Consider the following 12,479-nt stretch of genomic DNA (forward strand, 5'->3'; position numbering starts at 1 on the left):
CTTTTGGTTAGCCTTGCACCTGTACCCACTGCCTGGAACCGCGTCATGATGGATATCGCTGTACTTTCTGTATTCGCCTTTGCCGCCGGCCTGATCGATGCGGCCGTGGGCGGCGGCGGCTTGATCCAGATCCCCGCGTTGTTCAACGTGCTACCCACCGCGCAACCGGCGGCATTGCTAGGCAGCAACAAGCTGGCTTCGGTGTGTGGCACGGCCTTCGCAGCGCGTTCGTTCATCCGCAAGGTCACGTTGGACTGGGGCTTGATCGTGCCAGCGGCGGTCAGCGCCTTTGTCATGTCGTTCGCCGGTGCCGCCACGGTGTCGCTGCTGCCGCCGGGGGTAATGCGCCCGGCGGTGTTGGTGCTGATCGTGCTGATGGCGGTGTACACGTTCTGCAAAAAAGACTTCGGCACCCTGCACAAACCGGCCCGGATCGGCCGCAAGGAGCAATGCCTGGCAGTGCTGATCGGTGGGGCGATCGGTTTCTACGATGGCCTGTTCGGCCCTGGCACCGGCAGCTTCCTGATCTTCCTGTTCATCCGCTTCTTCGCCCTGGATTTCCTGCACGCATCGGCCTCGGCCAAGGTCGTGAACATTGCCACCAACCTGGCGGCGCTGGTGTTTTTCGTGCCGTCGGGCAACGTGCTGTACGCCATTGCCCTGCCCATGGCCCTGTGCAATATCCTTGGCGCGTTGACCGGCACCTGGCTGGCCGTGCGCAAGGGCGCGGGCTTCGTTCGCGGGCTGTTCCTGGTGCTGTTGTGCGTGCTGATCGCCAAGCTGTCGTGGGATGTGTTCGTCGGCTGACTCACACCACCTGGCGCTGCGGTTCTGCATGCACCACACAGTTGCGGCCGTGGGCCTTGGCCCGGTACAGCGCCTGGTCGGCGCTGGCCAGCAGCAGGTCCAGGCTGGGTGACGGCATGTGCGCTTCGCAGCCGGCCACGCCAATGCTGACCGTAATTTGCAGGCATTTGTCGCCCTGGACCACGTGCAGATCCTGCACCGCACGGCGCAGCCGTTCGGCGGTGAACGTGGCCCGCTCGGGCGCAAGGCCTGGCATCACCACGACGAACTCCTCGCCGCCCAGGCGGGCAAACAGTTCATTGTTGTGCAACTGGTCTTGCAGGGCGCCGGCGAACTGGCGCAACACCTGGTCGCCCACGGCATGGCCATGGGCGTCGTTGATCGACTTGAAATGGTCGATGTCCAGCATCATCAGGGTCAGTGGCAGTGCCTGGGCCTGCTGCCGGCTGTCCAGCAGCGCGTTGGCGCGGCGGGTGAAGGCGCTGCGGGAGAGCGCGCCGGTGAGGTGGTCGATGGTAGCCTGGTGGGCCAGGCGGGCCATGAGGCTGCGGTTGGCCTGGCTGACGCAGGCCACCACCAGCGGCCCGAGCACCAGCATGGCAATGCCCAGGCGAGCGGACAACAGTGTCGTCACCCCCGGCGCACTTTGCGGCACGCTGAAATGCATGAGGTTTTGTGCCACGGCCACGATCAGCGTACTCCCGGCGGTAAGCGCCAGCAGCGACACCAGAAACGGCGAGTAGGTCCAGGCACACCACAGCAGTGCGGCGATGGGGAAGGCGATGGCGCCAGGGCCGCCGAAGGCAATGCTGAACGCCAGTGAGGCCAGCAGCCCCAGCAGCGGTGCCAGCCGTACAGGCTGCGTGCCACCGCGTATAAGGGCTCGCATCGAGGGTGCAGTGAGCAGCACGGGCAGGATCAGCACGCTGGTCGAGAACTGTTCGCTGAACCACGCCCGCCAGGTGGCGCCAAGGGACTGTTCAAACCAGGGCGCGGCCATGGCTGCTGCCATGCTGGCCGCGACCACGGCGCCGGCGGCACAGGCGGCGAACACGCTGAGTACACCCTGGGGGGTGCGCAAGCGCCGGTGCACACGGGGCAGGCGCGACAGTAGCAGCCAGAGAGTGACCACGACACCCAGGTTGCACAGGTTGAACCACAGTGCGGGCAGCCAGGCGCTGCCGCACAGCATGTCGGCGCCGACCATGGCCAGCCACACCAGGCTGAAGCCGGCCAGCGTGGCTTGGCGCGGGTGCCGCAGCAACACGCCGGCCAGTACCGCATTCACAGGCCAGAACAATGACAGGGACTCGATCGGGCGCGCAAGAATGCCGCCCAAGGTAAGGCCGAAGGTCAGGCATAGCAGAGCAACGTAGGGCAACAGGCGCGATGGGGCTGGGAAAACCATGGGCTCGACCGGCAAGCGGAGACGAAATCCAGGACAACGCCTTGTAGCACCTGGGACTTTGCTCGGCAGTGTGTTTCGTCATGGCAGTTGATGTCAATCTGCCGCGGCCGGTCGTAATAATGCCAAATTGCCGCTACTGCTTGGCGTTTTTACTGCAGGCCGAAGAACCACGGCACCATCAGCACGGTGACCAGCATCACCAGTACGGTGAACGGCACACCGATCTTGACGAAATCGGCGAAGCGGTATTGGCCCGGGCCCAGCACCAAGGTGTTGACCGGCGAAGACACAGGCGTCATGAACGCCGCCGATGCAGCCAGCGCCACGGTCATGGCAAACGGGTAGGGCGACATGCCCAGCTGCGCCGCCGTGCTGACCGCAACGGGTGCCATCAGCACGGCCGTGGCGGTGTTGGAGATGAACAGGCCGATCACCGCGGTAACCGCAAACAGGCAGGCCAGAATGGCACTGGGGCCGGCTCCGCCCAGCACGCTGACCAGGCCGCCCACGGCCAGGTCGATGCCGCCGGTTTTCTGCAGTGCCTGGGCAAATGGCAGCATGCCCACGATCAGCACCAGGCTCTGCCAGTGGATGGCGCGGTAGGCGCTGTTCATGTCGATGCAACGGCCTGCGCCCATCAGCAGGCAGCCGATCAGCGCGGCGATGACATTGGGTACCACGCCGCTGACCATCAGCCCCACCATGACTGCCAGGCTCAGCAACGCCTGCGGTGCGCGAGTGCGGGCTGGTGCTACCTGGTCGATCTCTGCAGGCAGGCTCAGTACCAGGAAGTCCTTGGGTTTGCCCTGCAGCAGGCGCACAGCCTTCCACGGGCCGACCACCAGCAGGGTGTCGCCAAGGCGCAGCTTTTCTTCTACCAACTGGTCTTCAATCGCCGCTTGCTCGCGGCGCAGGCCGACCACGTTGAGGTCATAGCGGGTACGAAACGCCAGTTCAAGGATGCTTTTACCGATCAGCTGCGAGCCAGGCGGCAGCGACACCTCGGCCATGCCCAGTTCCTGGGATTGGTCGATGAAATAAGCCGCCTTGAAGTGCAGGGGCTCCAGTTGCATGGTCTGGCACAGGCTACGCAGGTTGTCATGGTTGGCGAACAGGTCGAGCAGCAGCACGTCGCCCTGGTGCAGCACCGTGTTGGAATCGGCGGTGATGACCCGGGTGGTGAACTTGTGCTGGCGCTCGATACCGATCACGTTGGCGCCATGCCGCGTACGCAGTTTCAGTTCGCCAAGGGTATGGCCGATCAGCGGCGAGTGTGGGCGAATACGCAGGCGCCGCTCGCGCCCGTTGAGCTTGTAGTCCAGTACCAGGTCCAGCAGGGTGCGGCGGCTTTCCACGCGGCCGTCCTTGCGCACTTCGCCATTGAGCCAGTTGCGGGTCAGTAGCATGTAGCCGACACCCAGCACCAGCACCACCAGGCCGAAGGGGGTGAAACTGAAGAAGCTGAAGCCGGCGTGGCCATGGCGTACCAGCTCGCTGTGCACCACTACGTTGGGTGGCGTGGCGACCAGGCTGAGCATGCCGCTGATCAGGCCGGCGAAGGCCAGCGGCATCATCAGGCGGCTGGGCGAGAGCTGCAGGCGCGCGGCAATGCTCAGCACCACCGGGATGAAAATGGCGACCACGCCTGTGGAACTCATGATAGAGCCCAGGCCGGCTACCGCCACCATCAGCAGCACCAGCAGGCGCGTCTCGCTGTTGCCGGCCCGCTCGCTCATCCACTCGCCAATGCGGTAGGCAATGCCGGTGCGGACCAAGCCCTCGCCGATCACGAACAAGGCGGCGATCAGCACCACATTGGGGTCGCTGAAGCCGGCCAGTGCCTGCTCCACGCTGAGGATGCCCAGCAGCGGCAGGGCAAGGATCACCATCAGCGCAACCACGTCCATGCGTGGGCGGTTGATGACGAACAGGACAATGACGATGGCCAGCAGGCCAAGCACCCAAAGCAACTCTTGGTTCATGGGGAGGGGGTGTTCCTTCACACAGGGGCACGTTAGACAGTAGCAGCCAGTGTGCCACCTTGCGGTGAAGGGGGTGTTGATGTACTGCAGGGTTCAAGGCCGCTGCTGCCGATCGGCGTCAGCGGCCCCGTCCAGCTCGGCTTGTCAGTGACGGTGCCGGCGGTGCTTCTTGCCGCCACGGTCGTCGTCGCCCAGATGGTTGCCCAAGGCGCCCCCGGCGGCGCCACCCAGGCCTGCGCCTACAGTCGAGCCGGTCTGCCCGCCAACTGCACCGCCCAGCAATGAGCCGCCCGCCGAGCCCAGGCCGCCGCCCAGCGCCGCTTCGGTACGGTTGCCCTTGCGAGCCCCTACCGCACTGCCTGCTGCGCCGCCAACGCCAGCACCAATGGCTGCGCCGGTCTTGCCGCCCAGTTGCTGACCAACCACATTACCCAGTACGCCACCCAGGCCACCGCCGATGGCGGCAGTACCATCACCGGCGAAAGCGCCTTGGCACAGCAGCAGGCCAAGGGCAACGGAAGGCAGAGTCAGACGCATGATATGAACCTCGAAAATTTCACCAGGTTAAGGTGCCGCCTGAACGGCGGCGAGCTGGGGCTGTAGCCGCTTCAGCGTTAGTAGCGGTCGCCGCGGTATTGACGGTCGTCATCGTCGCGGTCATGCCGGTGGTGGCGATGGTCACGGTCGCGATCACGCCAGCCATCGTCGTCATGGTAGCGATGGCTGTGGCAACCTGCAGTCAGCAGTACAACAGCAACCAGCGAAAGGCTTGCAAGACGGTTTGTCACGAGATAGGTCCTTGATCCACAAAGGTTTACCGCACACTTTCTGAGACCCGGATCGATCCATTTGGTTTCCTGGGCGGACAAAAATTTGTGCTATCCACGATCTTCCACGTGCTTCTCGGTTGCTGTTCTGTCCCGTAGGGTCATGGCCGGGCGCCCGTGGCGGCTCTAGACTGCACGGTAAGCCGCAGCCAAGACGGCATTCTGCCATTCAGTGAATCATGATGATCGCGCATACCCCTACCTTGTTCGCCGCTGTTGCTCTGGTTGCCACCATCCTGGCGTTCTGCCTATTGCTGGTCGGGCACGGCAACCGCCGTGACAACCTGATGCTCACCGGTTGCGGGTTGCTGGTGCACGCGCTGGCTTACGTCTGCTACACCCTTTACGCCCAGGCCCCCCTGTGGCTCAGCTACGGGCTGGGCAACAGCCTGCTTTCGCTGGCGCTGGCCTTCTATACGGCCAGCTTGTTCCGTGTGCGCGAGCGGGTAGTGCCCTGGCGGGTCATTTTCATCATCCCGGCGTTCATGCTGGTGGGGTTGATGCTGCTGCTCGATACCCTGGAGCCGCGCATGTTGCTGGCGACCCTGGTGCTGATGTTGCAATGTGCGCTGATCCTTTATTGGGCATGGCGCCATGGCGAGCGACCGGGCAAAGCGCACCTGCTGCTGGAGATCGGTGCGCTGATCAGCCTGGTGGGCCTGGGCATGCGGGTGGTTGCGGTGGCCAATGGCACGGCTGTGGAAATGCGCTATGACACCAGCAACCTGAAACAGAGCATCTCGGTAGCCATTGGCACCGTGACGGTAATGATGTATTCGATCGGGCTGGTGCTGATGGCCAAGGAGCGCAGTGAATCGCGCCTACAGCACCTGGCCTTGCATGATGTGCTCACCGGTACCCTCAACCGTCGGGCGATTCTCGAGCGCTTTGCCAGCGAACTGGACCGCGCACGCGGGCAGCAGGCGAGCCTTGCGGTGGCGATGATCGATATCGACCATTTCAAGCGCATCAACGACTTGTATGGGCACTTGGCCGGTGACGAAGTGTTGTGCCATTGCGTACGCCAGTTGCAGCAACGCCTGCGCCAGGGCGATAGCCTCGGGCGTTACGGTGGAGAGGAGTTTCTGTTGCTGCTGCCTGCTACCGACCGCGCCGGGGCGCTGACTGCTGTGCAAGGGCTGCGCGAGGCCATTGCGCGCAGCCCGGCCCGGTTTGCCGGTGACCACATCGAGCTACGTTTCAGCGTTGGCCTGTGGTGCGGTGTGCCGGGGAGCAAAGACAGCACCGCCAGCCTGTTGGCGCAGGCCGATGCGGCGCTTTACCAGGCCAAGGCCGCCGGGCGCGACACCGTGCACATGGTGGCGCTGGACGCAGCGGGTTGAATCAGGACGCAGGCTGAATGGCCAGCACCACGCCGTTGGTAATCTGTATCAGCACATAGTGATCGCCCATGCGCACCCAGTGGCTTTCCTTCTCAGGTTGTGGCAGGCCCTTGGCTTTCCAGTTCTTGATCGCTTCCTCGTCACGCTTGTACTGGTCTGGCGCTTTGTCACCGACCTTCAGCTCGCGGTTGTGGGTTTCCGGGGCGGTGACGCTTTCTTCGCTCGAGGGGGCAGCGGTGGCGGCCAATGGCAGGCAGGGCAGGGCGGCGAACAGTAGATAGTGGAGTTTCATGGCAATGTCCTTATGACGGCTTGTATTGTCTGCGACAGCGGAATACGCGTGACAATTCACTCGCGCTGCGTGCCAATGCTAGAGTCGCTTCTTTTCAAACCCCCGAGGATGGAACATGCGTGCGATTCTGCCGATGGCTGCGGCGCTGATGCTGGTTGGTTGTGCAGCTGCGACCATGGACACTGCCCGCGGCGGCAAGCCGACGGCGCAGCTCGACTCGCAGAAGGCGCCAGAGCTGGTGGCCCAGTGCATTCAGTACAGCTGGCAGGAAGAGAGGGTGTTCGGTGACGATGCCAGTGGCTACCTGCAACCGCGCAAGCAGGGCGGGTTGACGGTGTATACCCGTGAAGCCGAAGCGTTCGTGGACGTGTACCCGCAGGCCGGTGGCACGCGGGTCGACTACTACGCTCAGAAGCGCGACGGCGTGGCGCTGCAGCGCCGGGCAGCGGCAGCGACCTGCTTGTAAGGGTATTTGGCTACCCCTTTGGCGGACTGAGACAGCTGGTTTACATTTTTTTGCAAGGTAGTTCTGTCAGCCAGTGAGTGCGGCGTCTAGCATCAATTGCTCGCATTCAAGGAAGACACCATGGACCATTCCCTGCAACTCAACCGTGCCAGTTGGGACGAACGCGCTCCGCTGCATGCTGCCTCGAAGGACTACGCAATCGAACAGCTCGTTCGCGACCGCGACCGGCTGTCCGACACCGTGCGTTTTGATTTGCCATTGTTGGGCGATATCGACGGCCTTGATGTGATCCACCTGCAGTGCCACATCGGCACCGACACCCTCTCCCTGGCCCGCCTTGGCGCCCAGGTGTGCGGGTTGGACTATTCTGCCGCTTCGCTGGCCGAGGCCAGGGTGTTGGCAGCACGCTGCAGAACGTCTATCGAGTATGTCGAGTCTGATGTTTACGCGGCTGACAAGGCGCTGCCAGGGCGCACCTTCGATCTGGTCTACACCGGGATTGGCGCGCTCTGCTGGCTGCCTCGCATCGAGCCCTGGGCCCGTACCGTCGCGGCCTTGCTGAAACCGGGCGGGCGGCTGTTCCTGCGCGATGGCCACCCCATGCTGATGGCTGTCAACGAGGACCACCAGGACCGCTTGCAGCTCGAATACCCCTATTTCGAGCAGCAGGAGCCAACGGTGTGGCATAGCGACCAGACTTACGTCGAAACCGATCAGCGGCTGGCTCACAGCGAAACCCACGAATGGAACCACGGTCTTGGCGAGGTGATCAGTGCCTTGCTGAGCCACGGCCTGCACCTGACCAGGCTGGTCGAGCACCAGAGCATTCCCTGGGAGGCGCTGCCAGGGCAGATGATCAAGGGCGACGACGGCGAGTATCGCCTTCGCCAACAGCCCGCACGCCTGCCCCTGAGCTATACCCTGGTGGCGGTCAAAGCCTGATCAGGACAGAAAACCACCGTCGACGTTCAGCGCGGTGCCGGTGGTATAGCTGGAGGCATCGCTGGCCAGGTAGAGCACCGCGCCGGCCATCTCCTTAGGGTCGGCCACGCGTTTGAGGGGGATCTGCTGCAAGGCCGCGTTGAGAATGGCATCGTTCTTCACCAGCGCCGAGGCGAATTTGGTGTCCGTGAGGCCCGGCAGCAGGGCGTTGCAGCGGATACCGAACTGGGCGCACTCCTTGGCGAACACTTTGGTCATGTTGATGACCGCTGCCTTGGTTACCGAGTAGATACCCTGGAACAGGCCTGGCGAAACCCCGTTGATCGAGGCCACGTTGATGATGCTGCCGCCGCCATGTTCGCGCATCAGCTTGCCGGCCTCGACCGACATGAAGAAGTAACCGCGGATGTTGACGTCCACGGTTTTCTGAAAGGCGCCCGGGTCGGTGTCCAGCACGTTGCAGAATTGCGGGTTGGTGGCGGCGTTGTTGACCAGCACGTCCAGGCGCCCGAACTGTTCGCGGATGCCGGCAAACACGTGCTGGATCTGCTCCAGTTCACCGATGTGGCAGGCCACCGCCGTAGCCTTGCCACCTGCAGCGGTGATGGCGTCCGCCACTTGCTGGCAGCCCTCCAGCTTGCGGCTGGAAACGATCACGTGGGCACCTTGCTGCGCCAGCAAGTGCGCAATGGCCTCGCCAATGCCACGGCTAGCGCCGGAAACGAAGGCAATCTTGCCATCGAGGTCGAACAGGTGGGTCTTGGGCATGCTGTTTTCCTTGTGATCCGTGGTGGGCGGGGCTCAAAGGCTGGACTTGGCGATGACCTGCAGGGTCATCTGTTCCAGCAAGCGGTTCATGTGGATGAACTGGGCGAAGCGCTTGTCCTGGGTCTGGCCGTGGTAGTAGCGGTAGTAGATCTGCTGGACGATGCCGGCCAGGCGGAACAGGCCGTAGCAGTAGTAGAAATCGAAGTTTTCCAGGCGAATTCCGGCCCGCTCGGCGTAGTAGTCAACGAACTGCCGACGGCTGAGCATCCCTGGTGCATTGCTGGGTTGGCGGCGCATGAGTTGCACTGGGGCCGGGTCACCGGCTTCGATCCAGTAGGCGAGGCTGTTGCCCAGGTCCATCAAAGGGTCACCCAGGGTGGCCATTTCCCAATCCAGTACGCCGATGATGCGCATAGGGTTGTCCGCGTCGAGGATCACGTTGTCGAAGCGGTAATCGTTGTGCACGATGCCGGGCCGCGGGTGGTCGGCGGGCATTTTCTCGTGCAGCCAGGCGGTCACGTGTTGCCAGTGCGGCGCATCCGGTGTCAGGGCCTTCTCGTAACGGTTGGTCCAGCCTTCTACCTGGCGCTGCACGTAGCCTTCCGGCTTGCCCAGGTCGGCCAGGCCGCAGGCGCTGTAGTCCACCTGGTGCAGTTCGACCAGCCGATCGATGAAGCTTTTGCACAAGGTTTCGGTGCGCTCGGCATCCAGCTTGAGTTCAGCCGGAATGTCCGAGCGCAGGATGACGCCCTTGACCCGTTCCATCACATAGAATTCGCTGCCGATCAGGCTGGTGTCGGTGCAGTGTACGTAGGCCTTTGGGCAGTACGGGAAGCCGCTGTTCAGTTGGTTGAGGATGCGGAACTCGCGGCCCATGTCGTGGGCGGACTTGGCCTTCTGGCCGAACGGCGGGCGGCGCAGCACCAGGTCGCGACCAGAGTAGCTGACCAGGTAGGTGAGGTTGGAAGCACCGCCCGGAAACTGGCTGATGCTGGGCTGGCCATCAAGGCCGGCGATGTTGGCCTTCAGATAAGGATCGATGACGCCCGCGTCGAGCTCTTCGCCGGGGCGTGCCTGGGTGGACTGGTCGGTGAGCGTCATGCGTTTTCCTTATTCTCGATCGCAGGAACTATTGGCTAATCTAATGGCCTGCCCGTTATGGAACAAGCGTCCCAGGTGCGTAATAGGTGGGGGTGTTGCTGTACGATCAGCTGCCTTGATGCAGCCATTGATGGGTTGGGCAGGCAAAAAAAAACCGAAGCCGGTCAGGCTTCGGTTTTCGATCATGCGCTGTTCCCGGCCTTCAGGATGGGAACAGTTCGCTCAACTTCATCGACAACATCATGTCGCCTTCTACGCGCAGCTTGCCGCCCATGAAGGCCTGCATGCCGTCGGTTTCGCCACTGACGATGCCTTTCAGGGTTTCGCTGTCCATCACCAGGGTGCAGTTGGCATCCGGGTTTTCACCTTCCTGCAGTTCGCAGGTGCCGTCCTTGACGATCAGTGCGTAGTGCTTGTCTTCATCGGTGATGTTGAAGCCGAACACCAGGTCCAGGCCGGCGGCAGCGGATGGGTTGAACTTCTCTTGCATCTTTTTGACGGCATCAGCTACGGAGGTCATGGCGCATTCCTTATTGAGTGATTTACACGTCCCCGCAGGGACATAACTAGCCGGATTTATCGGTAAGTGACAAGCTCCGGCGCCCTCAACAGCTGCACATGGGCCTGGCTGTTGAAGGAAGCCAACGCCACGTCGCGGCCGCGAAACTTCAGCTGGCTGAGCGACGTGTTGATGATCTGCCAGTTCAGCGCGAACGCCTGGCTGGGGGTGATACGGGTCACCAGGTGGAGCAGGGCAGCAATGGTGCCCCCCGAGGTGAAGATAGCGATGTTGTCGCCGCTGCCGGCTGCATCCAGCACGCGTTGCAGGCCGGCGTGCACACGGCCGGTGAAGGCCTGCCAGGTTTCCAGGTCATCGTCGCCGTGCTCGCCATCGTGCCAGCGCTGCACCATCAGTGCGAACAGGCGCTGGAACTCACTGCGGTGCTCGGCACCGTTGCGCAGCACCTGCAGCGCATCGGGCTCTGCCGGCAGCAGCCCAGGCAGCATGGCCCGGATAACACCGTCGGCATCGAACTCGTTGAACGCCACGTCGGTCTCTACAGCGGGTACCGGGCAACCCGTGGCGTGCAAGGCCTGCAGCGCCAGGCGCGCGGTGTCCTGCTGGCGGCGCAGGTCCCCAGCTACGCAGCGGTCCAGCCGCACGCCGAGTTGGGCCAGGTGTTCGCCCAGCGCCAGGCTCTGACGTTCGCCCACTGGCGAAAGTACGTCGTAGTCAGCGGCACCGAAAGAGGCTTGGCCGTGTCGGATCAGGTAGAGGTTGCCCACGGAAGGTTCCGGCCTGTAGGAGGTTGCTGCGAGGTTAGGACGCGGCACAGAGGCTGTCAACGAAAAACATACAAGCGTTTGAAAAGGTTGTTTGAAAGATGTTGCCAGCGTTTGCGTACGCTGGCAGCACGCCAGATGCACCGGTATGCTTGCAACAGTTACGCGCCGTGATGGCGCTGGTATTTAAGGAGTCAACGTGGAGTTTCTTGCCGAATACGCAAGCTTTCTCGCCAAAACCGCCACCCTGGTCATCGCCATTCTGGTGGTGTTATCGGCCATCGCCGGGCTGCGTGGCAAAGGGCGGCGCAAATCGGGTGGGCAGTTGCAGGTCACCCGTCTGAACGAGTTCTACAAGGACCTGCGCGAGCGCCTGGAATCCGGCTTGCTCGACAAGGCCCAGCTAAAGGCGCTGCGCAAGCAGCAGGCCAAGGCGGAGAAACAACAGAAGAAGGGCAAAGGCAAGGCCGACGAGCAGGGCCGCGTGTTCGTCTTGGACTTCGATGGCGACATCAAGGCCTCGGCCACTGAAAGCCTGCGCAATGAAATCACTGCGCTGCTGACCCTCGCTACCGCACGCGATGAAGTGGTACTGCGCCTGGAAAGCGGCGGTGGCCTGGTGCACAGCTACGGCCTGGCCGCCTCCCAGCTGGCGCGCATTCGCCAAGCAGGCATCCCGCTGACCGTGTGCATCGACAAGGTGGCTGCCAGCGGTGGTTACATGATGGCCTGTATCGGCGACAAGATCGTCAGTGCGCCATTCGCCGTACTGGGTTCGATCGGCGTGGTAGCGCAACTGCCCAACGTCAATCGCTTGCTGAAGAAACACGACATCGATTTCGAGGTGCTGACCGCCGGCGAATACAAGCGCACCTTGACCGTATTTGGCGAAAACACCGAGAAAGGCCGGGAGAAGTTCCAGGAAGACCTCGACATCACCCACCAGTTGTTCAAGGACTTCGTTGCCCGCTATCGCCCGCAATTGCACATTGACGAAGTGGCTACCGGTGAAGTGTGGCTAGGTGTGGCGGCCCTCAACCGCCAGTTGGTGGATACCCTGCAGACCAGCGACGAGTACCTGAGCGAACGTGCCCGCAACGCCAACCTGTTCCACCTGCACTATGCCGAGCGTAAAAGCCTGCAGGAGCGAATCGGCGTGGCAGCCAGTGGCGCGGTGGAGAACACCTTGGTGGGTTTGTGGAGTAAACTCGGCCGCCTGCGCTAACACCTTGAACCCGTTGAAATTTTTTTTCGTCGAG

The 12,479-nt window shown here is 62.7% G+C and carries 14 protein-coding genes; 5 read left to right on the top strand and 9 right to left on the bottom strand.

Features of this window, described 5'->3' with window-relative positions:
• The first annotated feature begins 45 nt into the window (after positions 1–45).
• On the top strand, positions 46–807 hold the full coding sequence (locus K4A76_RS09300) for a sulfite exporter TauE/SafE family protein (protein ID WP_009682109.1): 762 nt from the start codon (positions 46–48) through the stop codon (positions 805–807).
• Between the two features lies 1 nt (position 808).
• On the opposite strand, the gene K4A76_RS09305 is transcribed toward K4A76_RS09300, so the two are convergent.
• The 4 genes from K4A76_RS09305 to K4A76_RS09320 form a co-directional block, all read right to left on the bottom strand.
• The gene (locus K4A76_RS09305; protein ID WP_274412011.1) at positions 809–2,230 is read right to left on the bottom strand and encodes a GGDEF domain-containing protein; all 1,422 of its coding nucleotides are present in this window, start codon (positions 2,228–2,230) and stop codon (positions 809–811) included.
• Positions 2,231–2,364: 134 nt separating this feature from the next.
• Entirely contained in the window at positions 2,365–4,197 is a 1,833-nt protein-coding gene (locus K4A76_RS09310; RefSeq protein WP_274412012.1) for an SLC13 family permease, read from the bottom strand.
• Between the two features lie 144 nt (positions 4,198–4,341).
• The gene (locus tag K4A76_RS09315) at positions 4,342–4,734 is read right to left on the bottom strand and encodes a glycine zipper domain-containing protein (RefSeq protein WP_009682112.1); all 393 of its coding nucleotides are present in this window, start codon (positions 4,732–4,734) and stop codon (positions 4,342–4,344) included.
• Positions 4,735–4,811: 77 nt separating this feature from the next.
• Positions 4,812–4,985, bottom strand: coding sequence for a hypothetical protein (locus tag K4A76_RS09320; RefSeq protein WP_165944143.1), 174 nt, complete (start codon positions 4,983–4,985; stop codon positions 4,812–4,814).
• Between the two features lie 221 nt (positions 4,986–5,206).
• Between K4A76_RS09320 and K4A76_RS09325 the strand changes: the two genes are divergently transcribed.
• The gene (locus K4A76_RS09325; RefSeq protein WP_033690198.1) at positions 5,207–6,367 is read left to right on the top strand and encodes a GGDEF domain-containing protein; all 1,161 of its coding nucleotides are present in this window, start codon (positions 5,207–5,209) and stop codon (positions 6,365–6,367) included.
• A gap of 1 nt (position 6,368) precedes the next feature.
• Here the strand turns inward: K4A76_RS09325 and K4A76_RS09330 are convergent, their stop codons facing one another.
• On the bottom strand, positions 6,369–6,659 hold the full coding sequence (locus tag K4A76_RS09330) for an RcnB family protein (RefSeq protein WP_009682115.1): 291 nt from the start codon (positions 6,657–6,659) through the stop codon (positions 6,369–6,371).
• A gap of 115 nt (positions 6,660–6,774) precedes the next feature.
• Between K4A76_RS09330 and K4A76_RS09335 the strand changes: the two genes are divergently transcribed.
• Together K4A76_RS09335 and K4A76_RS09340 are read left to right on the top strand one after the other, a co-directional pair.
• Positions 6,775–7,125 carry a hypothetical protein gene (locus K4A76_RS09335; protein WP_182389093.1) on the top strand — a complete coding sequence of 117 codons (351 nt, stop codon included), beginning with the start codon at positions 6,775–6,777 and terminating at the stop codon, positions 7,123–7,125.
• A 120-nt stretch (positions 7,126–7,245) separates the two neighbouring features.
• On the top strand, positions 7,246–8,067 hold the full coding sequence (locus K4A76_RS09340) for a class I SAM-dependent methyltransferase (protein WP_274412013.1): 822 nt from the start codon (positions 7,246–7,248) through the stop codon (positions 8,065–8,067).
• On the opposite strand, the gene K4A76_RS09345 is transcribed toward K4A76_RS09340, so the two are convergent.
• The 4 genes from K4A76_RS09345 to K4A76_RS09360 all read right to left on the bottom strand — a co-directional run bounded on the left by K4A76_RS09345 (position 8,068) and on the right by K4A76_RS09360 (position 11,223).
• Positions 8,068–8,835, bottom strand: a complete 768-nt coding sequence (locus K4A76_RS09345; protein WP_054913018.1) for an SDR family oxidoreductase — start codon at positions 8,833–8,835, stop codon at positions 8,068–8,070.
• 33 nt (positions 8,836–8,868) lie between these two features.
• A complete protein-coding gene (locus tag K4A76_RS09350; protein ID WP_274412014.1) occupies positions 8,869–9,936 on the bottom strand; it encodes a phosphotransferase family protein in 1,068 nt (355 codons plus the stop codon).
• 202 nt (positions 9,937–10,138) lie between these two features.
• A complete protein-coding gene (locus K4A76_RS09355; RefSeq protein ID WP_009682121.1) occupies positions 10,139–10,456 on the bottom strand; it encodes an SCP2 sterol-binding domain-containing protein in 318 nt (105 codons plus the stop codon).
• 56 nt (positions 10,457–10,512) lie between these two features.
• Positions 10,513–11,223 (bottom strand): histidine phosphatase family protein, encoded by a 711-nt coding sequence (locus K4A76_RS09360; RefSeq protein WP_161892264.1) that lies wholly within the window; start codon positions 11,221–11,223, stop codon positions 10,513–10,515.
• Positions 11,224–11,419: 196 nt separating this feature from the next.
• Between K4A76_RS09360 and sohB the strand changes: the two genes are divergently transcribed.
• Positions 11,420–12,445, top strand: coding sequence for a protease SohB (sohB, locus tag K4A76_RS09365; RefSeq protein ID WP_009682123.1), 1,026 nt, complete (start codon positions 11,420–11,422; stop codon positions 12,443–12,445).
• Positions 12,446–12,479: the final 34 nt, after the last annotated feature.

Source organism: Pseudomonas sp. NEEL19, from assembly GCF_028751975.1.
GTDB lineage: Bacteria > Pseudomonadota > Gammaproteobacteria > Pseudomonadales > Pseudomonadaceae > Aquipseudomonas > Aquipseudomonas juntendi.

What these genes read in the sequence shown, in the direction of transcription:
- K4A76_RS09300 (WP_009682109.1), top strand. Translation starts at nt 46, where the DNA reads ATGATGGATATCGCTGTACTTTCTGTATTCGCCTTTGCCGCCGGCCTG.
- K4A76_RS09310 (WP_274412012.1), bottom strand. Translation starts at nt 4,197, where the DNA reads ATGAACCAAGAGTTGCTTTGGGTGCTTGGCCTGCTGGCCATCGTCATT.
- K4A76_RS09315 (WP_009682112.1), bottom strand. Translation starts at nt 4,734, where the DNA reads ATGCGTCTGACTCTGCCTTCCGTTGCCCTTGGCCTGCTGCTGTGCCAA.
- K4A76_RS09325 (WP_033690198.1), top strand. Translation starts at nt 5,207, where the DNA reads ATGATCGCGCATACCCCTACCTTGTTCGCCGCTGTTGCTCTGGTTGCC.
- K4A76_RS09330 (WP_009682115.1), bottom strand. Translation starts at nt 6,659, where the DNA reads ATGAAACTCCACTATCTACTGTTCGCCGCCCTGCCCTGCCTGCCATTG.
- K4A76_RS09335 (WP_182389093.1), top strand. Translation starts at nt 6,775, where the DNA reads ATGCGTGCGATTCTGCCGATGGCTGCGGCGCTGATGCTGGTTGGTTGT.
- K4A76_RS09340 (WP_274412013.1), top strand. Translation starts at nt 7,246, where the DNA reads ATGGACCATTCCCTGCAACTCAACCGTGCCAGTTGGGACGAACGCGCT.
- K4A76_RS09345 (WP_054913018.1), bottom strand. Translation starts at nt 8,835, where the DNA reads ATGCCCAAGACCCACCTGTTCGACCTCGATGGCAAGATTGCCTTCGTT.
- K4A76_RS09350 (WP_274412014.1), bottom strand. Translation starts at nt 9,936, where the DNA reads ATGACGCTCACCGACCAGTCCACCCAGGCACGCCCCGGCGAAGAGCTC.
- K4A76_RS09355 (WP_009682121.1), bottom strand. Translation starts at nt 10,456, where the DNA reads ATGACCTCCGTAGCTGATGCCGTCAAAAAGATGCAAGAGAAGTTCAAC.